Annotated in this window: 24 protein-coding genes and 1 tRNA gene; 15 read left to right on the forward strand and 10 right to left on the reverse strand. The window is 67.0% G+C overall.

Annotated elements, in window-relative coordinates; translation table 11 throughout:
• Positions 1-13 precede the first annotated feature (13 nt).
• Positions 14-661, forward strand: coding sequence for a cysteine hydrolase family protein (locus ACNR9O_RS06480; RefSeq protein WP_473682072.1), 648 nt, complete (start codon positions 14-16; stop codon positions 659-661).
• Positions 662-833: 172 nt separating this feature from the next.
• Here ACNR9O_RS06480 and aat read toward each other — a convergent pair whose 3' ends face one another.
• From aat to trxB, 4 genes are read right to left on the reverse strand one after another with little or no spacing between them, the layout of a single operon-like run.
• On the reverse strand, positions 834-1571 hold the full coding sequence (aat, locus tag ACNR9O_RS06485; RefSeq protein WP_473682071.1) for a leucyl/phenylalanyl-tRNA--protein transferase: 738 nt from the start codon (positions 1569-1571) through the stop codon (positions 834-836).
• 2 nt (positions 1572-1573) lie between these two features.
• Positions 1574-2758, reverse strand: a complete 1185-nt coding sequence (locus tag ACNR9O_RS06490) for a GNAT family N-acetyltransferase (RefSeq protein ID WP_473682070.1) — start codon at positions 2756-2758, stop codon at positions 1574-1576.
• Complete coding sequence (locus tag ACNR9O_RS06495) at positions 2759-3418, reverse strand: DsbA family protein (RefSeq protein ID WP_473682069.1); 660 nt, start codon at positions 3416-3418, stop codon at positions 2759-2761. It abuts the gene before it with no gap.
• Positions 3418-4377, reverse strand: coding sequence for a thioredoxin-disulfide reductase (gene trxB / locus ACNR9O_RS06500; RefSeq protein ID WP_473682068.1), 960 nt, complete (start codon positions 4375-4377; stop codon positions 3418-3420). Before trxB ends, ACNR9O_RS06495 begins: the two co-directional genes overlap by 1 nt.
• A 308-nt stretch (positions 4378-4685) precedes the next feature.
• Here trxB and ACNR9O_RS06505 point away from each other — a divergent pair, with 308 nt between their 5' ends.
• From ACNR9O_RS06505 to serS, 7 genes are all read left to right on the forward strand, one after another.
• On the forward strand, positions 4686-7016 hold the full coding sequence (locus ACNR9O_RS06505; protein WP_473682067.1) for a DNA translocase FtsK: 2331 nt from the start codon (positions 4686-4688) through the stop codon (positions 7014-7016).
• Positions 7017-7088: 72 nt separating this feature from the next.
• A complete protein-coding gene (gene lolA, locus ACNR9O_RS06510) occupies positions 7089-7748 on the forward strand; it encodes an outer membrane lipoprotein periplasmic chaperone LolA (protein WP_473682066.1) in 660 nt (219 codons plus the stop codon).
• Positions 7749-7758: 10 nt separating this feature from the next.
• Entirely contained in the window at positions 7759-8424 is a 666-nt protein-coding gene (locus ACNR9O_RS06515; RefSeq protein WP_473682065.1) for a YoaK family protein, read from the forward strand.
• 25 nt (positions 8425-8449) lie between these two features.
• Positions 8450-9790 carry a replication-associated recombination protein A gene (locus ACNR9O_RS06520; protein ID WP_473682063.1) on the forward strand — a complete coding sequence of 447 codons (1341 nt, stop codon included), beginning with the start codon at positions 8450-8452 and terminating at the stop codon, positions 9788-9790.
• Between the two features lie 40 nt (positions 9791-9830).
• On the forward strand, positions 9831-10460 hold the full coding sequence (locus ACNR9O_RS06525) for a DsbA family protein (RefSeq protein ID WP_473700713.1): 630 nt from the start codon (positions 9831-9833) through the stop codon (positions 10458-10460).
• Positions 10461-10547: 87 nt separating this feature from the next.
• A complete protein-coding gene (locus tag ACNR9O_RS06530; RefSeq protein ID WP_473682060.1) occupies positions 10548-11123 on the forward strand; it encodes a hypothetical protein in 576 nt (191 codons plus the stop codon).
• A gap of 116 nt (positions 11124-11239) precedes the next feature.
• Positions 11240-12520, forward strand: coding sequence for a serine--tRNA ligase (gene serS / locus ACNR9O_RS06535; protein ID WP_473682059.1), 1281 nt, complete (start codon positions 11240-11242; stop codon positions 12518-12520).
• Positions 12521-12628: 108 nt separating this feature from the next.
• Here serS and ACNR9O_RS06540 read toward each other — a convergent pair.
• Positions 12629-12718: transfer RNA gene (locus tag ACNR9O_RS06540), tRNA-Ser, on the reverse strand.
• 102 nt (positions 12719-12820) lie between these two features.
• Here ACNR9O_RS06540 and ACNR9O_RS06545 point away from each other — a divergent pair.
• Both ACNR9O_RS06545 and ACNR9O_RS06550 read left to right on the forward strand, forming a co-directional pair.
• A complete protein-coding gene (locus ACNR9O_RS06545) occupies positions 12821-13645 on the forward strand; it encodes an aminoglycoside phosphotransferase family protein (RefSeq protein WP_473682058.1) in 825 nt (274 codons plus the stop codon).
• 61 nt (positions 13646-13706) lie between these two features.
• Complete coding sequence (locus tag ACNR9O_RS06550) at positions 13707-15122, forward strand: cryptochrome/photolyase family protein (RefSeq protein ID WP_473682057.1); 1416 nt, start codon at positions 13707-13709, stop codon at positions 15120-15122.
• Here ACNR9O_RS06550 and ACNR9O_RS06555 read toward each other — a convergent pair whose 3' ends face one another.
• Positions 15123-16322, reverse strand: a complete 1200-nt coding sequence (locus ACNR9O_RS06555) for a cation:proton antiporter (protein ID WP_473682056.1) — start codon at positions 16320-16322, stop codon at positions 15123-15125.
• Between the two features lie 34 nt (positions 16323-16356).
• Positions 16357-17823 (reverse strand): MFS transporter, encoded by a 1467-nt coding sequence (locus tag ACNR9O_RS06560; RefSeq protein ID WP_473682054.1) that lies wholly within the window; start codon positions 17821-17823, stop codon positions 16357-16359.
• Between the two features lie 190 nt (positions 17824-18013).
• Here ACNR9O_RS06560 and rnk point away from each other — a divergent pair, with 190 nt between their 5' ends.
• Entirely contained in the window at positions 18014-18424 is a 411-nt protein-coding gene (gene rnk / locus ACNR9O_RS06565; RefSeq protein WP_473682053.1) for a nucleoside diphosphate kinase regulator, read from the forward strand.
• A gap of 57 nt (positions 18425-18481) precedes the next feature.
• On the opposite strand, the gene ACNR9O_RS06570 is transcribed toward rnk, so the two are convergent.
• A complete protein-coding gene (locus ACNR9O_RS06570) occupies positions 18482-19078 on the reverse strand; it encodes a phosphatase PAP2 family protein (protein ID WP_473700756.1) in 597 nt (198 codons plus the stop codon).
• Between the two features lie 151 nt (positions 19079-19229).
• On the opposite strand from ACNR9O_RS06570, the gene ligA reads away from it, so the two are divergent.
• The 3 genes from ligA to ACNR9O_RS06585 all read left to right on the forward strand — a co-directional run bounded on the left by ligA (position 19230) and on the right by ACNR9O_RS06585 (position 22869).
• Positions 19230-21623, forward strand: a complete 2394-nt coding sequence (gene ligA / locus ACNR9O_RS06575) for an NAD-dependent DNA ligase LigA (protein WP_473682050.1) — start codon at positions 19230-19232, stop codon at positions 21621-21623.
• On the forward strand, positions 21620-22606 hold the full coding sequence (epmA, locus tag ACNR9O_RS06580) for an EF-P lysine aminoacylase EpmA (RefSeq protein ID WP_473682049.1): 987 nt from the start codon (positions 21620-21622) through the stop codon (positions 22604-22606). Before ligA ends, epmA begins: the two co-directional genes overlap by 4 nt.
• A 101-nt stretch (positions 22607-22707) precedes the next feature.
• Positions 22708-22869 carry a LiaI-LiaF-like domain-containing protein gene (locus ACNR9O_RS06585; protein ID WP_473682048.1) on the forward strand — a complete coding sequence of 54 codons (162 nt, stop codon included), beginning with the start codon at positions 22708-22710 and terminating at the stop codon, positions 22867-22869.
• Between the two features lie 81 nt (positions 22870-22950).
• On the opposite strand, the gene aqpZ is transcribed toward ACNR9O_RS06585, so the two are convergent.
• Positions 22951-23649: an aquaporin Z gene (aqpZ, locus tag ACNR9O_RS06590; RefSeq protein WP_473682047.1), complete on the reverse strand. Its 699-nt coding sequence runs from the start codon at positions 23647-23649 to the stop codon at positions 22951-22953.
• A gap of 211 nt (positions 23650-23860) precedes the next feature.
• Here aqpZ and ACNR9O_RS06595 point away from each other — a divergent pair, with 211 nt between their 5' ends.
• Positions 23861-25186, forward strand: a complete 1326-nt coding sequence (locus ACNR9O_RS06595) for an MFS transporter (RefSeq protein ID WP_473682046.1) — start codon at positions 23861-23863, stop codon at positions 25184-25186.
• A 24-nt stretch (positions 25187-25210) separates the two neighbouring features.
• Here the strand turns inward: ACNR9O_RS06595 and ACNR9O_RS06600 are convergent, their stop codons facing one another.
• A complete protein-coding gene (locus ACNR9O_RS06600) occupies positions 25211-25897 on the reverse strand; it encodes a DUF2461 domain-containing protein (RefSeq protein WP_473682045.1) in 687 nt (228 codons plus the stop codon).
• Between the last annotated feature and the right edge of the window lies 1 nt (position 25898).

The following is a 25898-nucleotide window of genomic DNA, read 5'->3' on the forward strand; positions in this document are numbered from 1 at the left end:
AAGGAGCCATGCCATGAACCACTCGCAATCGCCCCGCCGCGCGCTGATCGTGATCGACGTGCAGAACGAATACTTCGACGGCAACCTGCAGATCGAGTACCCGCCGGTGTCCGACAGCCTGCCGAAGATCGTGCGCGCGATGGATGCGGCTACCGCAGCCGGCATCCCGGTGATCGTGATCCAGCAGGATTCGCCGGCCGATGCGCCCGCTTTCGCCAAGGGCTCGCATGGCTGGGAGCTGCATCCGGAAGTGGCTCGCCGCCAGCGCGACGTGCTGTTCGGCAAGCCGCTGCCGAGCGCTTTCGCGGAAACCGGCCTGGCTGCCTGGCTGGAAGAAGGCGGCATCGATACGTTGAGCGTGATCGGTTACATGACCCACAACTGCAACGACACCACCATCAAGCATGCGTTCGATCGCGGCATGGAGGTGGAATTCCTGCACGATGCTTCCGGCGCGGTCTCGTATGCCAACCGCGCGGGCTATGCGACGGCCGAGGAAATCCATCGCGTGTTCGCCGTGGTCGAGCAGTCTCGCTTTGCCGCCGTGCTGAGCGTGGACGAGTGGGAACGCTGCCTGGCTACCGGCGAGGCGCCGGTGCGCGAAGGGATTCTGGATTCCTATGCGAATGCGCGGAAGCTGCGCGAGGCCAAGGCGGCCTGAGATCCTTTCTTTGCTCCCTCTCCCCGCCGGGGAGAGGGTTGGGGTGATGGGGTGCTACGGAGCGTAGATGCGGGAGCGTGGAGGCACGACTCGCGTCGTAGCACCTGTTCGGCGCGCACCCGACCCTCATCCGGCTGTCGCCACCGTCTCCCCGGCGGGGAGCAGGGAGGCACTAGCAGCGTTTCAGCGTCGCCAGCGTTTCTTCCGCCAGTGGCGTGAACTCCTTCCAGCTCCCGGGTTGCCCCGGCAGCTTCACCAGCTGCCGCACCGTGCGCAGGAACTGCTCGCGCGGATATTCCACGGCGCCGAGGCTGAGCAGGTGGTTGTTGGTGACCTGCGCGTCGATCAACGGGAAATCCCAGCGTTGCAGCAATTGGCCGAGAGCGAGCAGGGCGAGCTTGGAGCCGCCGCTTTCGCGACTGAACATGGATTCGCCGCAGAACAACCGCCCCACCGCCACGCCGTAGATGCCGCCGACGAGGCGGTCGCCATCCCACACCTCCACGCTGTGGGCATGGCCCATGTCGTGCAGCTCGGCGTAGGCATCGATCATCGGCGGCACGATCCAGGTGCCGAGTTGCCCGGGACGCGGCGCCGCGCAGGCTTCGACGGTGGCGCGGAAGGCATGGTCCAGGGTGATGCGCCAGGGCTTGCGGCCGATCTGCCGGCGCAGGCTGCGGTTGGCCTGGAGCCGTTCGGTGTGGAACACGCAGCGCGGATCGGGCGACCACCACAGGATCGGCTCATCCTCGTTGTACCAGGGGAAGATGCCGCGCGAATACGCGGCCAGCAGGCGGCGTGGCGTGAGATCGCCGCCGAAGGCGAGCAAGCCGTTGGGATCGGCCATGGCGCGGCCGGGATCGGGGAACTGCTCGGGATGGGCGGCGTCGAGCAGGGGCAGGCGGATCATGGTCAGGCGTCGCGGTGGGCGTACGGGCTGTGGTCGAGCAGGTCGGCGGCGTAAGCGTCGACTGCTTCGGCTTCGCGCGCAAGCGCCACGCGCACGGCGTCGCGAAAACGCGGGTCGGCCAGGTAATGGCGCGAGTGGGTGCGCACGGGCAGGAAGCCCCGAGCCAGTTTGTGTTCGCCCTGCGCGCCGGGCTCGAAGCGCCGCAAGCCGGCGCGGATCGCGTGCTCGATGCCCTGGTAGTAGCACAGCTCGAAATGCAGTCCGGGCACGTCGACGCGGCTGCCCCAGTAGCGTCCATACAGCGCATCGCTGCTTTGCAGGAACAGCGCCATGGCTACCGTGCGATCGCCGTCGCGCGCGAGAGCCAGGTGCGTGGCCTCGCCCAGGCCGCGACCCAGCTCGCCGAAGAACGCGCCCGTCAGCGCAGCATGGTTGCCCTTGGCATCGAAGGTATGCTCGTAGAGGCGGTGGATGTCGCGCCATGCGTCCGCATCGAGGCTGTCGCCGCGACGCCATTCCAGGCGCAGGCCGGCGCGGGCCACCTGGGCGCGCTCGTGGCGGATGTTCTTGCGCTTCTTGTGATTGAGGGCGGCGAGGAAATCTTCGAAGCCGTCGTAGCCGGTATTGAGCCAATGGAACTGCACGTCCGAACGTGCGAGCCAGTCGTCGCCGAAAGCGGGCAGGTCGTCGACGGCGAGGAAGTTGGCGTGGACCGAGGACAGTCCATGGCTGTCGGCCAGCTCGCGCATCGCCGTCACCAGTGCCTCGCGCAGCGCCGGTGCCCGTTCGTCGGTGCCGGCGAGCAGGCGCGGCCCCGGTACCGGCGAGTAGGGCACGGCATTGAGCAGCTTGGGGTAGTAGTCGCCGCCGGCGCGCTCCCAGGCGGAAGCCCAGCTCCAGTCGAACACGAACTCGCCGTGCGAATTGCCCTTCACGTACAACGGCGCGGCAGCGACCAGCCGGCCATCGTCGTACAGGCCCAGGTGATGCGCGCGCCAGCCCCAATCCTCGCGGATGCAGCCGGTGGCTTCCAGCGCGGCCAGGAAGGCGTGGGAGAGAAAAGGGTTGTCGTCGCCGCGCAGCGCATCCCATGCGTCAGCGGGCAGCTCGGCGATATGCGGGTGGAAGCGGGCTTCGAGCACGGCGCGCCGTGGCGCGGCCATCGACGGGCGATGGCCGCGCGTCATTCAGTGCACCGCCGGCAGACGGGCGGCGAGGCGTTCGACGAAGGCGTCGGGCCGGCCGTAGTCCTGCTGGTGCGGTACGACCTGATAGCTGCCGTGCACCTCCAGCACCAGAGTGGGGAAGCCCTGGCCGCCCACTTCGCCGAGCAGCCGGCGGCTGGCCTGGATGTGCTCGAGGGCGTCATGGCGGATGGCGTCGTCCAGCGCGTCGGCGAAGCCGGCGCCGTCCAGGCCCAGTTCCTCGGCCAGTTCCGCCAGCACGTCGCTTTCGACCACGCGCAGGCCGCGCCGGTAATGCGCGTTCTGGATCGCTACCAGCATGGGGTAGGCCGCATCGCGCGTCAGCGCTTCGGCGGCCAGCACCGCGGCGATCGGCGGCAGCGAATACAGCACGGTGCCGCGTTCGGCCAGCAGGCCCTCGGTGTAGGCATCGCCGAAGGGCTGCCCGCTGAGCTGCTCGATGCGCTCGTCGGCATGCACGATGTGCTCGGCCATCTGCGGCGTCAGCTCGCGCGGCTCGGCGAACAGGCCGCCGCCGTGCAGGCGCAGCTCGAAGCGGTCGCCGAGCATGGCGACCGCCGCGCTCACCAGCGGCTGGGCGCCGTAGCACCAGCCGCACAGCGGGTCGTGGATGTAATGCAGGATGGCGCGCGGCGTGCTCATCAGGCTGCCGGAGTCTGCTGGTCCAGCCAGCGCTCGGCGTCCAGTGCGGCCATGCAGCCGAAGCCGGCGGAAGTGATGGCCTGACGGTACACGTGGTCGGCCACGTCGCCGGCGGCGAACACGCCCGGCACCGAAGTCATGGTGGCAAAGCCTTCCTGGCCGCTGCGGATCTTCAGGTAGCCGTCCTGCATGTCCAGCTGGCTTTCGAAGATGCCGGTGTTCGGCGTGTGGCCGATGGCCACGAAGAAGCCGGTGGCCTGGATGTCGCGGGTGGCACCGCTGTTGACGTCCTTCACGCGCACGCCGGTGACGCCGCTGGCATCGCCCAGCACCTCGGCCACGGTGTGGTTCCACACCAGGTCGATCTTGCCGGCGGCAGCCTTTTCGAACAGTTTGTCTTGCATGATCTTTTCGGCGCGCAGCTTGTCGCGGCGGTGCACCAGGGTGACCTTGCTGCACAAGTTGGACAAGTACAGCGCCTCTTCGACGGCGGTATTGCCGCCGCCGATCACCACCACTTCCTGGTTGCGGAAGAAGAAGCCGTCGCAAGTGGCGCAGGCGGAAACGCCCTTGCCCTTGTAGTGCTGCTCGCTCTCGATGCCCAGGTACTTGGCGGTGGCGCCGGTGGCGATGATCAGCGCGTCGGCGGTGTATTCGCCCGAATCGCCCTTCAGGCGGAACGGGCGCTGGCTCAGGTCGGCGCTATGGATATGGTCGAACACCATTTCGGTCTCGAAGTGCTCGGCGTGCTCGGCCAAGCGCTGCATCAGGTCCGGGCCCTGCACGGCCTTGTCGCCGGGCCAGTTCTCCACGTCGGTGGTGGTCATGAGCTGGCCGCCCTGCTGCAGTCCGGTGACGAGCGTCGGCTTGAGATTGGCGCGGGCCGCGTACACGGCCGCGGTGTAGCCGGCGGGGCCGGAGCCGAGGATCAGCAGGCGGCTGTGCTTGGGGGTGCTCATGGTTATAATCCTTGGGTGTTATTCGCAGCTTGGAATTGCTATCCGTTCCGGCCTTTACGGCGGTTTCCTCACACCGGTTCAAAGGCGCGGCGAAACGTCGGAGCCCGACAGAATGGGGAAGACGGCAGGACGATTCAAGGCGGCGGAACCGACGGGGCCTGGCCACGTCGTCGCACCCCGGCTCCGGCCGGGGCTCAGGTTCGGGACCCGCGGGGGCGTGGGGGTCCGGTACGGAATCCGGCTGTTCTGGCTTTTGCCGGGACGACGCAGTAGAAGCGGGTCCTTCGGACCGGCACGCGAGGAATACGGTGGCGCGTAGCGCGAACGTCAAGAAAGCGAAAGAAAAGGAACGCGAGGGCCTCAGCGAGGAGCTGAAGCGCCGCCTGCGTGAAGCCGGCGCACTGTTGCTGCTGCCGCTGGCGCTGTATCTGCTGGTCTGCCTGTTCAGCTACAACGACCAGGACCCGAGCTGGGGCCACGCCAGCACGGTGGAGCATGCGCGCAACTTCGGCGGCGAAGTGGGGGCGAATATCGCCAACCTGCTGCGCTACATCTTCGGCCTGGTGGCCTACTGCTTCCCGCTGCTGTTGCTGGCGCTGGGCGTGCAGGTGCTGCGCCACCGTGGCGTGCGCACGGTGCAGCCGTGGGAGCCGTCGCTGCGGCTGATCGGCTCGGTGTTCTTCTTCATCACCGCGCCGGCGCTGCTGTACCTGAAGTTCCACGACGAACCGGTGCTGCCCCAGGGTGTGGGCGGCATCATCGGCATGTGGGTGGGGCGCGGGCTGCTGCATGCGTTCGGCGACACCGGTGCGCCGCTGCTGCTGCTGGCGATCTTCCTGATCGCGGTGACGCTGGCGACGGGGCTGTCCTGGTTCAAGCTGATGGACCTGATCGGGCAGGGCATGCTGAAGATCGGCGGCTGGTTCGGCGGCAAGCTCAAAGAGGCGCCCGAGGCGCTGGCCGCGCGCCAGGCACGTGCCGAGCGCGACGTGGTCAAGAAAGTCGAGGCAGTCAAGCAGGCCAAGCGCGAACCGGTGCGCATCGAAGCACCGCCGCCGCCGGCGCCCAAGAGCGAGCGCGCCAAGGTCGAGACGCAGATTCCGCTGTTCACCGGGGCTTCCGCGGCCGGCGAGCTGCCGCCGCTGTCGCTGCTGGACGAGGCGCCGCCACAGGGGCCGGGCTACTCCGAGGAAACGCTCGAGGTGCTGTCGCGCCAGGTCGAGCTGAAGCTCAAGGACTTCCGCATCGAAGCCAAGGTGATGGGCGTGTACCCGGGCCCGGTGATCACCCGCTTCGAGCTGGAGCCGGCGGCTGGTGTGCGCGGCTCGCAGGTGTCGAGCCTGGACAAGGACATCGCGCGCGGCCTTTCCGTGGTGAGCGTGCGCGTGGTCGACGTGATCCCGGGCAAGAACGTGATCGGCCTGGAGATCCCCAACGCCAAGAAGCAGATCGTGTATCTGTCGGAGATCCTGCGTTCGGAGAAATACGACCAGACCAAGTCGCCGCTGGCGCTGGCTCTGGGCAAGGACATCGCCGGCCGCCCGGTGGTGGCGGATCTGGCGAAGATGCCGCACCTGCTGGTGGCCGGTACCACCGGCTCGGGCAAGTCGGTGGCGGTGAACGCCATGGTGCTGAGCCTGCTGTACAAGGCCAGCGCCAAGGACGTGCGCATGATCATGATCGACCCGAAGATGCTGGAACTGTCGGTCTACGAGGGCATCCCGCATCTGCTGGCGCCGGTCGTGACGGACATGAAGGAGGCGGCCAACGCGCTGCGCTGGTGCGTGGCCGAAATGGAGCGCCGCTACAAGCTGATGGCTGCGGTGGGCGTGCGCAACCTGGCGGGTTTCAACAAGAAGGTGAAGGACGCCGAGAACGCCGGCCAGCCGCTGCTGGATCCGTTGTTCCGTCCGAATCCGGAGATGCCGAATCTGGCCGCCGAGCCGCTGGAGCCGCTGCCGTACATCGTGATCATCATCGACGAGTTCGCCGACATGATGATGATCGTCGGCAAGAAGGTCGAAGAGCTGATCGCCCGCCTCGCACAGAAGGCGCGCGCGGCCGGCGTGCATCTGGTGCTGGCGACGCAGCGCCCGTCGGTGGACGTGATCACCGGCCTCATCAAGGCCAACATCCCGACCCGCATCGCCTTTCAGGTGTCGAGCAAGATCGATTCGCGCACCATTCTCGACCAGTCCGGCGCCGAAGCGCTGCTGGGCCACGGCGACATGCTTTATCTGCCGCCCGGCACGGCGACGCCGGAGCGCGTGCACGGCGCGTTCGTGGACGACCATGAAGTGCATGGCGTGGTGAACTGGTTGCGGGCTCAGGGCTCGCCGCAGTACATCGAGGGTGTGCTGGAAGAGGTGCAGGCCACCGCCGATGGCAAGTTCATCAACGACTCCGGGCTGCCGCAGGATGGCGAGGAAGGCGGCGACGCCGACACTCAGCTGTACGACAAGGCGGTGCGCATCGTCACCGAGACGCGGCGCGCGTCCATTTCCGGCGTGCAGCGCCACCTGCGCATCGGCTACAACCGCGCCGCGCGACTGATCGAGCAGATGGAGCAGGACGGCGTGGTCAGCGCCCCGCAGCACAACGGCAACCGCGAGGTGCTGGCGCCGCCGCCGCCCAAGTGAACGCAAGCGTCTTTCATTAAGCGATGGCGGCGCAGACTGCGCCGCCATCGCCATACGTCAACAGGGACCCTCATGAACCGCTTTTTCGCTTTCTGCGCCGCGCTGGCCCTGACGGCCGCCGGCGCCGTCCATGCCGCCGCCGGCCCGGCGCGCGCGCGGCTGGATGCTTTTGCCACCGGCCTGCACGCGCTGACCGGCCAGTTCAGCCAGACCCTCACCGACGCCAACGGCAACGCCGGCAAGCCCAGCTCCGGCACGCTGGCACTGGAAGCGCCGCGCCAGTTCCGCTGGGAAACGCTGGCCCCGTACAAGCAGACCATCGTGGCCGACGGCAGCCGCGTGTGGCTGTACGACCCGGACCTGGATCAGGTGACCGTGCGCGTGCAGAGCACCGAGGAGGCGCACAGCCCGCTGACGGTGCTGACGGACCTCAAGCAGATGGACCGCGACTTCAAGGTGACCGAGCAGGGCGAGCGCGAGGGCCTGGCCTGGTTGCGCCTGACCTCCACCGCCAAGGATCCGCAGTTCGCCTATGCTGACCTGGGTTTCGACGCGAACGGCCTGGCGCGCATGACCTTCCGCGACCAACTCGGTGCGGTGACGGATATCCGTTTCTCCGGCTGGCAGCGCAATCCGACGATCCCGCCGGCGACCTTCAACTTCGTGCCGCCGAAAGGCGCCGACGTGATCGGCGACGCGCCGGTGATCCAGACGCAGCCGCTGAAGGACTGACCGCTCTCCCATGTTACGCCAGCTGCCGCGCTGGGCCTGGATCGGCGGAGGGCTGCTGGCCTTCATCGCCGGCATGATCAACGCCGTCGGCTTCATGGGGTTCCGCCATCAGGCGATCACCCACCTTACCGGTACCGCCACGCTGATGGGCGTGGCGGCCGCCGAAGGCAACCGCGGCGAACTGGTGCACTGGGCGCTGGCCATCACGGCCTTTCTTGGCGGTGCGGTGCTCAGCGGTTTCATCGTGCAGCAGCACACGCTGAAGCTGGGGCGGCGCTACGGTGTCGCATTGATGGTGGAGTCGGCGCTGCTGTTCGCGGCAGTGCCATTGATCCACGCCAGCAACGACATCGGCCTCTACCTGGCCTCGATCGCCTGCGGCTTGCAGAACGCGATGGCCAGTACCTATAGCGGCGCGACGTTCCGTACGACGCATCTGTCCGGCATCTTCACGGATCTTGGCATTTACCTCGGCCAGCGCTTGCGCGGGCTGGAGGTCGACCGGTTGCGCATCCAGGTTTGCGTGCTGGTGGCCGGCAGTTTCATCGCAGGCAGCGCGATCGGTGCGCTGGCCTTCGGCGTGCTGGCCGAGCGTACGCTGCTGCTGCCGGCGGTGATGACCGGTGTCATCGGCCTGGCCTACGCGATCTACCGCCATCGCCATCTGACCGATTGAGTGGCGGGGCGCTATCATCGGCCGCATGTCCGCCCGTGGTTCCTCCTCTTCCGACCTTTTCCCCGAATCCGACGAGCTGAAGCCGCTGGCCGAGCGCATGCGGCCGCGCAGCCTGGATGAAATCGTGGGCCAGCAGCGCGTGCTGGCGCCAGGCAAGGCGTTGCGCCGCGCGCTGGAAGCCGGCCGCGTGCATTCGATGGTGTTGTGGGGGCCGCCCGGTTGCGGCAAGACCACGCTGGCGCTGCTGGTGGCGCGCTATGCCGACGCCGATTTCCGCGCCATTTCTGCCGTGCTGTCGGGGTTGCCGGAGGTGCGCAAGGCGCTGGCCGAGGCGGAGGCTAACTTCGCGCAGGGGCGACGCACCGTGCTGTTCGTGGACGAGGTGCATCGCTTCAACAAGGCGCAGCAGGATGCCTTCCTGCCGCATATCGAGCGCGGCGTGATCATCTTCGTCGGCGCCACCACCGAGAATCCGTCGTTCGAACTCAACTCCGCGCTGCTGTCGCGTTGCCGCGTGCATGTGCTCGAGGCGGTGTCGGCGGACGACATCGTCGGTGCGCTCAAGCGTGCGCTGGCCGACGAGGAGCGCGGCCTGGGCGGGCAGGGGCTGACGGTGAGCGACGAATCGCTGCACTTGATCGCGCGTGCCGCCGACGGCGATGTGCGCCGCGCGCTCACGCTGCTGGAGATCGCCGCCGAATTGGCCGAGGACGGCCGTATCGACGAAGCCACGCTCGAGCAGGTGCTGGCCGATCGCACGCGACGCTTCGACAAGGGCGGCGAGCAGTTCTACGACCAGATCTCGGCGCTGCACAAATCCGTGCGCTCGTCCGATCCCGACGCGGCGGTGTACTGGCTGTGCCGCATGCTCGACGGCGGCGTGGATCCTCTATACCTGGCCCGCCGCATGACCCGCATGGCGGTGGAAGACGTCGGCCTGGCCGAGCCGCGCGCCTGGCGCATGGCGCTGGATGCTTGGGACACCTACGAGCGCCTCGGCAGTCCCGAAGGCGAACTCGGTCTCGCGCAACTGGCCATCTGGCTCGCCATCGCACCGAAGAGCAACGCCGCCTACAACGCTTACAACCAGGCTCGCGCCGTAGTGCGCGACACTGGCACGCTCGAGGTGCCGATGCACCTGCGCAACGCACCCACCAAGCTGATGAAAGGCCTCGGTTACGGCAAGGGCTATCAGTACGACCACGATGCTGAGGGCGGCATCGCCCTCGACCAGCAATGCCTGCCCGACGCGCTGGAAGGCACGGTGTTCTACGAGCCGGTGGAGCGCGGCCTGGAGCTGAAACTGCGCGAGAAGCTGCTGAGCTTGCGTGAGGCGCGGCGGCAGGCACGCGACGACAAGAAGTGACTTCCACGGCGTGCGTAGCACGTCGTCACCCATGGGGCCCGTGATGTCTATCGCCTGGTACTTCGATTTCGTCTCTCCCTTCGCCTGGCTGCAATGGCCGAAGATCAAGGCGCTGGCCGAAGAGCGGCCGGTGATGTTGCGGCCGATCCTGTTCGCCGGAGTGCTCGACCGCGTCGGCCAGAAAGGGCCGGCGGAAATTCCGGCCAAGCGCGAGTTCATCTATCGGCATGTGCTGTGGCGCGCGCGGCAGGCGGGGTATCCGCTGCGCTTTCCGTCAGCGCATCCGTTCAATCCGCTCGCCGCCTTGCGCCTGTGCATTGCCGCGGGCGGCGATGTGCGGGCCACCGAGGCGATCTTCGACTGGATCTGGGGGCAGGGGCAGACAGGCGATAGCGCACAGGCGCTGGCGCCGGTGGCGGCGCGTCTGGGCATCGCTGATCCGGCCGCGGCGATCGCCGAGCCTGCGGTGAAGGCGCAGCTCAAGGCCAATTTCGATGCCGCCATGGCCGAGCAGGTGTTCGGCGTGCCGACGTTGTCCATCGACGGACATCTCTTCTGGGGTGGCGACGCGCACGATTTCGCCTTGGACTATCTGCGCGATCCGACGCTGTGGGACGAGGCGGAAATGCATCGCGTCGCCCACTTGCCGATCGGCGCCTCGCGCCTCTGAGCTGCTGCCGCGGCCGCCCTTGCGGGGCTTCGGCGCGCGGGCATAGATTTCCGCCACCGCAGCACTCGAACCGGGGGAGGGACGGATATGCGCGTACTCGTGGCCGCTCTGATCGGCGGCATCGTGATGTTCATCTGGGGCGCCGTGGCGCACATGGCGCTGGGCCTGGGCAGCGTCGGCATTCGGCAACCCGCTGGCGAGGACGTCGTGCTGAGCAGCCTGCACCAGGAGCTGGGGAGGCAAACCGGTGTGTACATCCTGCCTTCGTTCGATCCCGCCAAGATGTCCGATCAGGCGGCGGTCAACGCCTATTCCGACAAGGCCAAGTCGTCGCCGTACGCCTGGATCGTGTACATGCCGCAAGGCGAGGACATGATGCGGATGGGCCCGCAGCTTGGCAGGCAGTGGGCTTCCGACACGTTATCCGCGCTGGCATTGGCTTTCGTCATGGGGCTGGCTGCGTTTGGCTTCGCCACGCGCCTGGGGATTGCCGTGGCGGCGGCGCTGTTCGCCTGGCTGAGTTCCATGGTGCCGTACTGGAACTGGTATCGCTTCCCGCTGGATTTCACGCTGGCCGCGCTCACGGCACAGGTGGTGGGCTGGCTGTTGGCGGGCGCCGCCATGGCCTGGTGGCTGGGGCGCGGGGAACGCCGGCAAGTCTGACTGGAGCGGTGTCGCGGGCCGTGGCGCACCAAGGGGCGTCGCGGCCCCGTCGCATTGCGGCCATACGGGGCCGGCCGCCATAATCGGCCGTTCCAAGACCGCCACCGGACCCGATCATGCTGGACCCCGCACTGCTGCGCTCGCGCCTGGCCGACACCGCCGCGCGCCTCAAGGAAACCCGTGGCTACGACCTCGACGTATCCGCCGTGGAAGCCCTGGAGAGCGAGCGCAAGCGGCTGTCCACCGAGACGCAGGAGCTGCAGAACCTGCGCAACACGCGTTCCAAGGCGATCGGCCAGGCCAAGGCCAAGGGCGAAGACGTCGCGCCGCTGATGGCCGAGGTCGCCGGCATCGGCGACAAGCTCAAGGCCAACGAACATGCGTTGGCCGAGGTGCAGGCGAAGCTCGCGCAGATCGCGCTGGGCATCCCCAATATCCCGCACGAGTCCGTGCCGCTGGGCAAGGACGAAACCGAGAACGCCGAACAGTTGCGCTGGGGCACGCCGCGCGCCTTCGATTTCGAAGTGAAGGACCATGTCGACCTCGGCGCCCGCCACGGCTGGCTCGATGCCGATGCCGGCGCCAAGCTGTCCGGCGCGCGCTTCACGGTGATGCGCGGCCAGCTCGCCCAGCTGCATCGCGCGCTCGCCCAGTTCATGCTCAACCTGCACGCCAGCGAGCACGGCTATCTGGAGTGCAACGTACCGCTGCTGGTCAATGCCGAGACCATGCAGGGCACCGGCCAGCTGCCGAAGTTCGAGGAAGACCTGTTCGCCACCCACGTGGGCGACAGCAAGCGTTATCTGATTCCGACCGCGGAAGTCGCGTTGACCAATTTGGTCGCCGACACCATCGTCGAAGCCGACGCGCTGCCGATGCGCCTGACCGCGCATTCGATGTGCTTTCGTGCCGAAGCGGGCAGCTACGGTCGCGACACGCGCGGCATGATCCGCCAGCACCAGTTCGAAAAGGTCGAGATGGTGCAGATCGCCACGCCGGAGCAGTCGCACGCGCAGCTGGAAGAAATGGTCGGCCACGCCGAGAAGGTGTTGCAGCTGCTGGGCCTGCCCTATCGCAAGGTATTGCTGTGCACCGGCGACATGGGCTTCGCGGCGATCAAGACCTACGACCTCGAAGTGTGGCTGCCGAGCCAGAACACGTATCGCGAGATTTCCTCGTGCTCCAACTGCGGCGACTTCCAGGCCCGCCGCATGCAGGCCCGCTGGCGTAACCCCGCCACCAGCAAGCCCGAGCTGCTGCACACCTTGAATGGCTCGGGTCTCGCCGTGGGCCGCACGCTGGTGGCGGTGATGGAGAACTATCAGAACGCCGATGGTTCGATCACGGTGCCGGACGCGTTGCGGCCTTATATGCACGGGCTGGAAAAGATCGCCTGAGGGCATGTGCCCCGGCATGGAAAAGCCCGGCGAATGCCGGGCTTTTTTTGGAATTTCGATTTCTCCGCCAGATACCAGAACGCCCCCATGCGGGGGCGTTCTGGTATCTGGCGGAGAGAGTGGGATTCGAACCCACGGAAGGTTTGACCCTTCGCCGGTTTTCAAGACCGGTGCCTTAAACCGCTCGGCCATCTCTCCTGGTCCGGATGGACGGCGCATGGCCGTCCAGGGCCGCCATGCTAACAGGAATCGGGCACCATCAGAGCCGGGCATGCCTGGTTCCCGCCGGTGCAGGGCGATATGAATACGCAATGGTTCTCTCATCAGATCGACCGCTGGCGACTCGCGCCCGACGGTGAAGCTATCGTCACGCCCCGCGCTCGCCTGTTGCCGGTTCGCCGCGATGGCATTCCCATGATGCTGAAGGTCGCCACCGATGCCGAGGAACGGTTCGGGGGCATCCTGCTTGACTGGTGGGGCGGCGAGGGGGCGGCGAAGGTATTCGACGTAGAAGGCGATGCCATCTTGATGGAGCGCGCGTCGGGGCATCGATCGTTGACTTCATACGCGCAGGACGGAAGGGATGACGAGGCGACGCGGATTCTTTGCGACGTCATCGCGGGTTTGCACAAGGCGCGATCCCGGCCAGTGCCCGAAGGGCTGGTGACCTTGCCGGTATGGTTCGAGGCATTGGAGCCGACTGCGCGCTCGCATGGCGGCTGGCTGCTTCGCGCGGCGGCGGAGGCGCGCTCTTTGCTGGCCGGGCAAGGGGAGGCGATCCCGTTGCATGGTGACATCCACCACGACAACGTGCTGGATTTCGGCGAGCGCGGCTGGCTGGCGATCGATCCCAAGCACATCCGTGGCGACCGCGCCTTCGATTACGCCAATCTCTTCTGCAATCCGGACATGGATTTTCCCGAGCGCCCGGTGGCTGTGCTGCACGAGCGTTTCCTGCGTCGCCTGGACATCGTGCTCGAGCATTCGGGGCTGGAACGCACCCGGTTGCTTCGATGGATCGTGGCCTGGACCGGTTTGTCCGCGGCGTGGCTGATCCAGGATGGCGCCCCCGCCGAGGTGGATACGCGAGTGGGTGCGATGGCGCTTGCGCAACTGGATGGCTGATCGTGCCGCTGCCGGTACTGATGCATCATGCACGCCTCTGCCGTCGGAACGATGCTCTTCCATGACTGCCATCGTCTGGTTCCGCCATGATCTGCGCCTGGCCGATAACCCGGCCCTGACCGCCGCGAGTGCGGCGCACGAGTGCGTGCTTCCGGTCTATATCCACGCTCCGGAAGAAGAGGGGGATTGGCCACCGGGTGAGGCGAGCCGGTGGTGGCTGCATCACTCGCTGGCGGCGTTGTCGGGGACGCTGGCACAGAATGGCGGTGGTCTGCATCTGCGCGTGGGGGACAGCCTGGGGAACCTGCTCGCACTGTGTCGCGCGACCGGCGCCACGGCGGTGTATTGGAATCGGCGCTACGAGCCGGCGGCGATCGCGCGCGATACGCACATCAAGGCCGCGCTGCGCGCGCAGCGGATCGAAGCGGAAAGCTTTCAGGCCGCGCTCTGGGTGGAGCCGTGGCAGGTGACTACGAAACAGGGCGAGCCCTACCGGGTGTTCACGCCGTTCTGGCGCGCCGTGCGGCCGCGGCTGGCGCCGGACGCACCGCAACCGGTGCCTGCGGTGCGCTTCGCCATGGCGGAGGGCGGTATTCCCCTGGAAGCGCTGGATCTGCTGCCGCGCATTCGCTGGGACTCGGGCCTCGGCGAGACCTGGACGCCTGGCGAGCGCGGCGCGAAGGAGGCGCTGGAACTGTTCGTCGACGATGCGTTGAGCGGCTACGCGGGTCTGCGCGACCTGCCGGCCAGGCACGGTACCTCGCGTCTTTCGCCGCATCTGCATTTCGGCGAGATCTCGCCGCGGCAGATCCATCATCGCCTTCACCACGAGGCCCGTGAGCGCGCGAGCCGGCGCCGCCCTGATGTGGAGCCGTTCCTGCGCGAACTGGGCTGGCGCGAATTCGCGCATCACTTGCTGTACCACTTCCCGCGCACGCCCACGGAGAACTTCAACCCGAGCTTCGCGAATTTCCGGTGGGCCGACGGCGACGAAGCGCTGCTGGAGCGCTGGCGGCGCGGTTGCACGGGCATTCCGCTGGTCGACGCGGGCATGCGCGAGCTGTGGCACACCGGCTGGATGCATAACCGCGTACGCATGGTGGTGGCGAGTTTCCTCACCAAGAACCTGCGCCAGCATTGGCAGCACGGTGCGCGTTGGTTCTGGGACACGCTGGTGGATGCGGATCTGGCGAACAATACGCTGGGCTGGCAGTGGGTAGCCGGCTGTGGCGCGGATGCGGCGCCGTACTTTCGCGTGTTCAATCCGACGAGCCAGGCGCAGAAATTCGACGGGGAGGGCGAGTATCTGCGTCGCTGGCTGCCGGAGTTGAGGCGTGCACCCGTGCCGCTGCTCCACGAACCATGGAAGGATCCGGCACGGCTCGGCGACAGCGGTTACCCCGCGCCGATGGTCGATCTGGCCGCATCGCGCCGGCACGCGCTGGACGCGTACCAGGCGATGCGCGGGCGCGGCTGATCAGCCGCGCGTGTCGGGCTCCACCACGCCGCCGTCAGCGCGCTTGAGCAGCAACGCCAGCACCGGCGGCGTCACCATCGCGGTGAGCAGCGACATCGCCACGATGATGGCGTAGGTGCGGTCGCTGAAGACGCCGGCGGTGAGGCCCAGGCTGGCGATCACCACGCCTACTTCGCCGCGCGGCACCATGCCGAAGCCGACGATGGTGGCGCCGCGCTTGCCCAGCGAGAGCGCGCCGAGAAAGCCGCCGGCAAGCTTGGACACGATCGCGATGGCGGTGACGATAGCCAGCGTGACCAGCGCATCGGCGCTGCCCAGCTGCTGCAAATCGATCTTGCTGCCGGTGATCACGAAGAAGAACGGCGTGAGCAGGGCGAGCAGCGGCTGCACCTGCTTTTCCAGCGTGTGCTGCTGGCGTGTCTCCGAGGCGATCATGCCGGCCAGGAAGGCGCCGATGATCGCCGCCAGGCCGAACAGGGTGGAGACGTAGGCCAGGCCCAGGCACAGCGCCAGCACGATGCCCAGCGCCGAATGCTGAGCGCGGGGCTTGTCCAGCCAGCTGGAATTCCAGCGCATCGCGCGCGCACCGCCGAAGCCGATCACCGCGATGAAGCCGATGGCGCCGACGAGCGTGGTTGCCAGGTGCATCAGGTTGAAACCCTCGCCGCCCTGCAGCGAGACCACCACGCCCAGCAGCAGCATGGCGAGGATGTCGTCGATGACCGCGGCGCCGAGGATCACCTTGCTCTCGGTGCGCTGCAGCGCGTTGAGCTCCTGCAGCACGCGCGCGGTGATGCCCGCCGAGGTGGCGACGAAGGCGGCTGCAATGAACAGTGACTTGCCCCAGTCGTAGCCGCTGGCATGCGCCCACACGCCGCCCAGGCCGAACGGCACCAGTACGCCGAGCACGCCCACCAGGAAGGCGACCTTGCCGACGCGCTTGAGATCCTCCAGGCGCGTTTCCAGGCCTACGGCGAACAGCAGTAGGACCACACCTATTTCGGCGAGCACGTCCAGCGGTGTGCCGGTGGCGATCTGATCGGGCTTGATCCAGCCCAGCACGGACGGGCCCACCACGCAGCCGGCGGCAATCTCGCCGACGACGCCCGGCAGCTTGAGCCGTTGCGCGATTTCGCCGCCGATCTGCGCGGCGACGAACACGATGAACAGGGTGAGCAGGATGTCGGCTGCGTGGTGCATGCAGGTTCTTCCGGTGAATCAGACCCGGGGCATGCTACATGGTCGCGCCGCGCTTCGGCGCATCGCGTCCCAGGCGACTGAAGACCCAGCTGGCGGTGGCGGTGACGATGCCCAGCAGCAGCACCGTCCAGCGGAACGAGACCACGTAGTCCTCGTGCGCATGGCCCTGCATCAGGGCCTCCATCAGCAGCGAAGCCAGGGCGATGCCGAAGCTCATCGACAGGTATTGCGCGGTGGAGGCCATGGACGACGCCATGGACGCGTACTTCACGTCCAGGTCGTTGTAGATCAGCGTGTTCATCGCGGTGTACTGCAGGCCCATGAAGCCGCCGTAGACGAACACCAGCGCCGCGATCAGCCACATCGGCGAGTCCTTGCCCAACAGGGCGAAGGAGGCCAGCAGCACGGCGACGATCAGCGTGTTGGACAACAGGAAGCGGCGGTAGCCCATGCGCTGCAGCAGGCGGTTGATCACCCACTTGGCGCAGATCGAACCCAGCGCCTGCGGCACCATCATCAGGCCGGCCATGGTCGGCGACCAGCCGCAGCCCACCTGCAGGAACAGCACCAGCAACAGGAACATGCCGGACACGCCCAGGCGGGTGAACAGGTTGCCGGCCAGCGAAACCCACACGCTGCGTACGCGCAGCAGGCCCAGGTCGGCCACCGGATACTCGGTGCGGCGGCTGTGCCATACGTACACACCGCCGAAGATCACCGCAAACGCGCCGCTGATCGCGATCTGCGGCCACTGCCCGCCGCCGCCGCTTGCTACTTCGGACGCGGTCAGCAGCATGGCCGACGCAGTGGCGAACAGCAGGAAGCCCGGCAGGTCGAAGCGGTGCGGATCGGCCAGGCGGTAGTCGGGCATCTCGCGCTGGTTCATCCAATAACCCACGATGCCGACCGGGACATTGATCAGGAAGATCAGGCGCCATGAGGTGTATTGCGCCAGCACGCCGCCGAGCAGCGGGCCGATCACCGAGCCGAGCAGGCCGACCGTGGCGACCGTACTCATCGCGCGCACGAAGTCGCGCTTGTCGATGCTGCGTACGAGCACATAGCGGCCGACCGGCATCAGCGCGGCGCCGCCCAGGCCCTGCAGCACGCGTGCGCCCACCAGTTGCGGCAGCGTCTGCGCCACGCCGCAGAGCAGCGAGCCGGCGGTGAAGGTGGCGATGGCCGCGGCGAACACATGACGCGTGCCGAAGCGGTCGCACATCCACGGGCTGGCGGGGATGAAGATCGCCAGCGTGAGCACATAGCTGGTCAGCGCGATGCGCATGCCCAGGGGCGTGACCTCCAGCGCTTCGGCCATCGCCGGCACCGCGGTGTTGACGATGGTGGAATCGAGCGCCTGCATGAAGAAGGCTGCGGCGACCAGCCAGATCAGGCCGCGATAGCGTTCGCGCGAGGAAGGCGATGGCGGGACGGACGGCGCGCCGGCGGCGGGAGTGCTCAACTCGGGCGGCACTTCCGTGGCTGCGGAGGTATCGGACATGACCCGCGCATGATAGCGCCTAAGCTGGCTTGCTTTTCATGCGTTGGCCGTCCAAAGTCAGTGGCGTTTCATCCAGGCCGCCAAAAAGGCCATCGAATCCACTCGCGCCGGGCGCTTCCGTTCCCGGCGCGAATTTTTTGTGCAAGCGGCGCACGGACGCCATCGATCAGGACATCGCCAGGACATCGCTATGAGCAGCAAACCGCCCATCATCATTTCCCGCCTCGACCTCGAGCGCATCGACGCGCTGCTGGAGCGCATGCCTGTAGCGCAGGCCGAAAGCTACGCGGCCCTGCGCGACGAACTGGACCGCGCCGAAGTACGCGAGCCGGCGCAGATGCCGGCGGACGTGGTGACGATGAACTCGCGGGTGGTGGTAGAGGATGAAAGCCATGGCGAGCGCCTCACCCTGACGCTGGTGTATCCCGCCGCGGCCGGGGAAGCCGGGCACGTCTCCGTGCTCGCCCCGGTCGGTAGCGCCTTGCTGGGCCTGGCCAAGGGCCAGACGATCGATTGGCCGATGCCGGAAGGTCGCGTGCGTCACCTGCGCGTCGTGGAGATCAGCTATCAGCCGGAGGCAGCCGGACACCTGCACCGCTGAGTTTCCGTGCAGGCGGCGTGAAGAGCAGCGGCAAGCGCCGCCGCTTCCGCGTCGCGGTCAGTCCCAGTGCTTGGAGAAACCGATCTGCACGCCGTGCGGCAGGAAGCTCACGACCCAGGGCGACTGGCGGCGTGAGGCCCAGATGCCGACGCCGGCGCCGATCGCCGCGCCCACCAGCACATCGCTCTGCCAGTGGCCGTGGGTTTTCACGCGGGCCACTGCATCGTAGGCGGGCAGCAGGGCCAGGGCGTAGACGGCCGGGTGCTCGTCGCCGTAGCGCGCCATGATCGGCGTCACGGCTGCGGTGACCGCGGCGACCTCCCCGCTGGGGAAGCTCTGGGCGTGCAAGCCCTTGAACCACCGGTTGGGGCTGTCGGTCTGTGATGGGCGTTCGCGCTGGAAGGTCCATTTCAGCGCCTGGGTGCCCACCGCGGTGACCACCATCGAATCGACCGAGCGCCAGAGCGTGTCGCCGAGCCCGTCCCCGTCGTCGCCCAACCAGAGCGCGCCGGCGCCGACGGAGAGGATGGTGCCGTAGTAGACGATGTTCTGGTTGGTGCGCTTCCACACGCCGCTGTTGTCGTAGCGGATCTTGTGGTCGATCCCGAACGGGCCGCCGCCGGCCAAGGCGGGTGACGGCAGGCTGGCGGCCATCGTGGCGGCCGCGAGCAGGCAAGCAGTAATTCCGGTGACACGCATGGCCAAACCCCTCCCGAGCAGGTCGGATGTCCCCCGTCATCTAAGCTAGCCCCCGCCGCTTTCGGTCTGCTTACTTCGCTAAACTCCCGAGCAGAAGGAGCATCCCATGACCCATTCCCATGCCGCCCCCGAGGCCCGTGCCCGCGCGGTCGACTTGCGCGAGCGCATCGAGCGCGCCAACTACTGCTATCACGTGCTGGACGAGCCGCAGATCACCGACGCCGAGTTCGACCGCATGCTGCGCGAGCTGGAAGCGCTGGAGAATCAATATCCCGAACTGGCTACGCCCGATTCGCCGACACGGCGAGTGGGCGCCAAGGCGGTAGGCGGCTTCGCCGAGGTGCGCCATGCCATGCCGATGCTGTCGCTGAGCAATGCTTTCGAGCAGGAGGGCGATGGCGATCGGGAGCGTTTCCGCGAGGTGGCCGAATTCGAGCGCCGTATCGAGCAGACCCTGCATCGGCGCGAGCCGGTGTTCTCGGTGGAGCCGAAGCTCGACGGTCTGGCGATCAGCCTGCGCTACGAGAACGGCGTGTTCATGCAGGGCGCGACGCGAGGCGACGGCGAGACCGGCGAGGATGTCACCGCCAACCTGCGTACCGTCGAGGCGATCCCATTGCATCTGCGCGGCGACGATTGGCCGAAGGTGCTGGAAGTGCGCGGCGAAGTGATCATGCTGCGCAAGGATTTCGAGGCATTCAACGCGCATGCCCGTGCACATGGCGAGAAAGTCCTGGCCAATCCGCGCAATGGCGCGGCCGGTTCACTGCGGCAGCTGGATCCGGCCATCACCAAGAAGCGCAAGCTGAGCTTCTTCGCTTATGCCATTGGTGTGGTGGAAGGCGGCGAGATCCCGGACACGCATTCGGCGACACTGCAGAAGCTGCGCGACTGGGGCTTTCCCGTGTCGCACGAGGTGGGCACGGCCAAGGGCTTCAAAGGCCTGATCGCCTACTACCGCCGGATCGGCGAGAAGCGCGACAAGCTGCCGTTCGACATCGACGGCGTGGTCTACAAGCTGGACGACTACGCAGGTCAGCGCGAGATGGGCTTCGTCTCGCGCGCGCCGCGCTGGGCCATCGCGCACAAGTTCCCTGCGCAGGAGCAGACCACGACGGTCGAGGCGATCGAGATCAACATCGGCCGCACCGGCGCCGCCACGCCGCTGGCGCGGCTCAAGCCGGTGCAGGTGGCCGGCGTCACGGTCAGCAACGCGACCCTGCACAACGCCGATCAGGTGGCGCGCCTGGATGTGCGCGTGGGCGATACCGTGATCGTGCGCCGCGCGGGCGACGTGATTCCGGAAGTAGTGCGGGTGATGCCGGAGCTGCGTCCGCCGCATGCCAAGGCATGGCATATGCCATCGCATTGCCCGGTTTGCGGTTCGGAGCTGCTGCGCGAAGAAGGCGAGGCGGTGTGGCGGTGCTCGGGCGGACTGATCTGCGCCGCGCAGCGCAAGGAGGCGCTGATCCACTTTGCCGCACGCCGCGCGATGGATATCGAAGGCGTCGGCGAGCGCTTCGTCGATGCGCTGGTGGACTTCGGCTACGTGCACACGCCGGCGGATCTGTACAAGCTGACGCTGGATGATTTCCTCGAGATGAAGCGCCGCGCCGACGAGCGCGATGGCACCACGCCGGAAACAGTGAAGCAGGGCAAGGTTGCCACCAAGTGGGCGGAGAATCTGCTGGAGGCGATCGAGGCGAGCAAGCGCAGCACGCTGCCGCGCTTCCTGTACGCGCTGGGCATCATGCATATCGGCGAAAGCACGGCCAAGACGCTGGCAACCTGGCTGGGTCGCCTGGACCTGGTGCGCTCCATGCCTGCGCCCGTGCTGCGTGTGCTGCCGGACATCGGCGATGAAGTGGCCCGTTCCATCGATGGCTTCTTCGCGCAGGAAGGCAATCAGAAGGTGGTCGACGATTTGCTGGCTTCCGGCATCGTGCTCGGCGACGAAAGCGCACCGTCGCCCAAACTGCGCGGCCAACTGGGCCTGGATGTGCTGCTCGATACGGCGAAGGTGTCCAAGCTGGGGCCCAAGAGCACACAGCTGCTGGCACAGCATTATCGCAGCCTGAAGCAGCTGGCGGATGCAGGCGCCGCGCACTGGGTGGTGGCCGGCGTGCCGTCGGCAGCCGCGACCAATCTGGAGGCGTTCCTGGCGGACCGGGAAAATCTCGCGGCGCTGGCCGGGGCAGAGGCGGCGATGCAGCGTCTGCTGGATGCGATTCCCCAGTCTGCAAAGGCGACGGCGGCGCCGCTCGAAGGGCAGACGGTGGTGCTTACCGGCACCCTGGCCGGCTTGACGCGCGATGAGGCCAAAGAACGGTTGGAGGCACTGGGTGCGAAGGTCTCCGGCTCGGTCTCCAAGAAGACCAGCTTTGTGGTCGCTGGCGAGGCCGCAGGTTCCAAGCTGGACAAGGCGCAGGAATTGGGCGTGGAGGTATGGGACGAGGCACGCCTGCTGGCCCTCCTGGCCGAACACGAGGGCGGGGCATGACGGCGAAGGATTCCCGCCGTGTCGTGCCGCTGCCGCGCAGCCGGGCGTCGCTGCAACTGCGCGCCGGCTTGAATGCGCTGGTACGCAGCTTTTTCACCGAACGCGGCGTGCTGGAAGTGGAGACGCCGATATTGTCGGCGGCCGGCAACACAGATCCGAACATCGAGAGTTTCAGCACGCAATTCAGCGGCCACGTCGATGCCGGCCCGCGCGAGCGCTGGCTGCGCACCTCGCCGGAATATCCGCTCAAGCGCCTGCTCGCCGCCGGCGTAGGCGATTGCTATGAACTCGGCCGCGTGTTCCGCAATGGCGAGGCGGGCGGGCGGCACAATCCCGAGTTCACCATGCTGGAGTGGTACCGCGTGGGCTGGGATCACCGGCAGCTGATGGAGGAGGCCATTACGCTGGTGCAGGCGGCTCTGGGCCTGGTCGGCCGCCGTGCCGAAGTGGTGGTGGAAAGTTACCGGCAGCTGTTCCTCGATGAGCTGGGGCTGGATCCGATCCATGCGTCCATCGACGAGCTGCGCGCGCCGCTGGCCGGCTATGGGATCGGCCCGGAAGGACTGGGGCGCGACGATTGGCTGGATCTGCTGATCACGCACAAGCTGCAGCCGGCCTTTCCGCGTGATCGCATCACCGTGATCCACGATTATCCGGCCAGCCAGTGTGCGCTCGCGCGCATCCGGCCGGGCGATCCGCCGATGGCCGAGCGCTTCGAGCTTTACCTGGGGCGTTATGAGCTGGCCAATGGCTACCACGAACTCAACGACGGAGCCGAACAGCGCAGGCGCTTCGAGCGCGACAACGCGGTGCGCCGTGGACGTGATCTACGTGAGATCCCGTTGGACGAGCACCTGCTGGCCGTGCTCGATGCGATGCCCGATTGCGCCGGCGTAGCCATGGGCATGGAGCGGCTGCTGATGTGCCTGGCCGGTACCGATGCGATCGCCGAGGTGCTGGCATTCCCGTTCGCCGAGGCCTAGGAAGGCTTTCCCAACAGGCGCGGAATGGCTGTCCGCGACGGATTGACTCCCTTGGGCCGCGCCCGCAGAGTGGCCGCCGTACCGACCACTACGAGACTTCGATGAAACCCAGCGTACCCGGCGTCATTCTGATCGTCATCGGCGTGCTGTTTCTGTTACGCAATCTCGGCGTCGACCTGAGGCTGGGCCAGCTGTTCGCCACCTGGTGGCCGCTGGCGCTGATCGCGCTGGGCGCCGGCATGATGTTCCGCCGCACCAACTGAGCCGCTGACACACCCAGGAAAAAGGCCGGGCGCCTGGAGCATCTTCCCGATGCCCAGGCGCCCGGCCTTTATGGTTTGCGGTCAGTCCTTGCTTTCGAGCAGGTGGCGGTAGATCAGGCCACCTATCGCGCCGCCGATCAGCGGCACCAGCCAGAACACCCACAGCTGCTGCAGCGCCCAGCTGCCCTGGAAGATCGCCACGCCAGTGCTGCGCGCCGGGTTCACCGACGTATTGGTCACCGGGATGCTGATCAGGTGGATCAAGGTGAGGGCCAGGCCGATGGCCAGGGGGCCGAAGCCGGCCGGCGCGCGCTTGTCGGTCGAGCCGTGGATCACCAGCAGGAAGAACGCGGTGAGGACCAGTTCGGCCACGATTGCGGCGTGCAGGGAATAGCCGCCCGGGGAATGATCGCCATAGCCGTTGGAGGCGAAGCCTGTGCTGGCATTGAAGTCGCTCTTGCCGCTGGCGATCATGTAGAGCACGCCACCGGCGGCGATGGCACCGATGACCTGGGCGACGATGTAAGGCACCACGTCTTTGGCCGGGAAGCGGCCGCCGGCACACAGACCCACCGTGACGGCCGGATTGAAGTGGCCGCCGGAAATATGGCCCACGGCGTATGCCATGGTCACCACGGTGAGGCCGAAGGCGAGCGCGACGCCCGCGAAGCCGATGCCAAGACCGGGAAATGCCGCGGCCAGCACGGCGCTGCCGCAACCGCCGAATACCAGCCAGAAAGTGCCGAAGAATTCGGCGGTCAAGCGCTTGCCAATGCTCATGAGCAGGTCTCCTTGCGAAGGCGGGAAGGGAAGGCCAAACGGACGTGCTTTGATTGCCCCTACTGCCCCGGGGGTCCTTCTCCGGCGCGCCGCTAGCCTAGCAAACGGTCGGTGGAATGGAATATCGGATTCGTACACTTCTGGCGGCAGCATCCGGTGGCGCTGGGTGCTATGGTCCGCGAACCTTCCGCCATGCTCCCCGCTGCCGACGATGATGCAAGCCGCTCCGTCCGTGCCTTCGCTGGACACCTCGCCGCTGACCCGCAACGACTTCCGCACCCTTGGCCTGGCCGCTCTCGGCGGCGCGCTGGAGTTCTACGATTTCGTCGTATTCGTGTTTTTCACCAAGATGCTGGGTCAGCTGTTCTTTCCCGCGGACATGCCCGAATGGCTGGCGCAGGTGCAGGTATACGGCATCTTCGCGGCCGGCTATCTCGCCCGGCCGCTGGGCGGCATCGTGATGGCGCACTTCGGCGACCGTTCGGGGCGCAAGCGGATGTTCACCCTGAGCGTGTTCCTGATGGCGCTGCCGACGCTGTGTATCGGCCTGCTGCCCACGTTCGCGCAGCTGGATGCCCGGCTGGGCATGGGGGTGCTGGCGCCGATCCTGTTGTTGTTGCTGCGCGTGGTGCAGGGTGTCGCGATCGGTGGTGAAGTGCCGGGAGCCTGGGTCTTCGTGGCCGAGCATGCGCCGGCCGGACGCGTGGGCTTCGCTTGCGCCAGCCTCACCTCTGGCCTCACCGCCGGCATTCTCATCGGCTCGCTGGTTGCTGCGGGCATCAGCGGGATGGGAACGGACAAGGTGGTGGCCTATGGCTGGCGCATCCCCTTCATTCTCGGTGGCGTGTTCGGTTTCTTCGCGGTATGGCTGCGCCGTTGGCTGAGCGAGACGCCGGTATTCGCGGCGATGCGCGAGCGCAAGGAGCTGGCCAGCGAACTGCCGCTCAAGCGCGTACTCACCGGTCACCTGGACGGCGTGCTGCTGTGCATGGCGGTGACCTGGATGCTGACCGCGGCGATCGTGGTGGTGATCCTGATGACGCCGACACTGGTACAGAGCAGCTTCCATCTGCCGCAGTCGCTGGCATTCCGCGGTAACAGCCTTGCAGCGCTGATGCTGTGTTTCGGTTGCATCGGCGGTGGGCTGGCGGTGGATCGTTTCGGGCGCGGGCGCTCGTTGCTGGTCGGCTCGCTGGCACTGCTGGTCAGCACTTACCTGCTATACCGCGACCTGGGGCAGGGGGCGGAGCATTTCATGCTGCTGTACGCGCTGGCCGGCCTGTGTGTGGGCGTGGTGGGCGTGATCCCGGCGGTGATGGTGGCGGTGTTTCCACCAGCCGTACGCTTTTCCGGCCTGTCGTTTTCCTACAACATCGCCTATGCCGTGTTCGGTGCGATCACGCCGCCGCTGATCGCTTACCTGGCTGCGAAGCTGGGTGCGATGGCGCCGGCGCACTACGTTGCGATCACTGCCGTGGTGGGAGTGGCCTGTGCGCTGTATCTGTTGAGGACACGGCGGACCTTCCACGAGCAGTAATCGCGTCGCCGGGATGCCGCCTGGTCAGAAATCCAGTTCCTGGGTGGCGCACAGATAATCGATCATCGGCGCCAGCCGCTTATAGGTCTCGACCAGCCATGGGCGCAGTTCGGCCGAACAGGCCAGCTTCTCGTCGAAGCCTTCGCCAGCGGCGAAATCCTTGCGCTTGATGTCCTCGATCAGCTCGTGCGCCGGATCGAAGCCGCGCGGCGGGCGGGTCAGCGCCTCGCCCCAGAAGGTGAAGTGCTCACGGAAGGCCTTGCTCTGCGTGGCGCGCTTCCAGGCCGCCGGATTGTCGGCAAGGAAGGCGCGGATGCGCTTCAGCGCATCCGGCTCCGGATGCCACATGCCGCCGCCGGCGAAGCAGTCGCCCGACTGGATATGCACGTAGAACGACGGCGCGGGGATCTCGTGCCGGCGCTCGTGGAAGAAGCGCGCACCCTGCCAGGGCTTGTACGGTTCCTTGTTGTTGGAGAAACGCGTATCGCGATAGATACGAAACAGCGAGCCGCCGTTCTTGCGGGCATCGGCGCGGTAATAGGCGCTGATCTTGCTCAGCGGCGCCTGCATGTCGGCGATCAGTTGCAGGAACGGGTCGCGCACATCGCGTTCGTATTCGGCCTTGTGCGCCTGGAACCATTCGCGGTTGTTGTTGCGGTCCAGCGCACGGAGGAAGCGGAACGTCGCGGGGGTGAAGTAAGCAGTGGCCATG

Source organism: Dyella sp. CR10 (assembly GCF_055814425.1).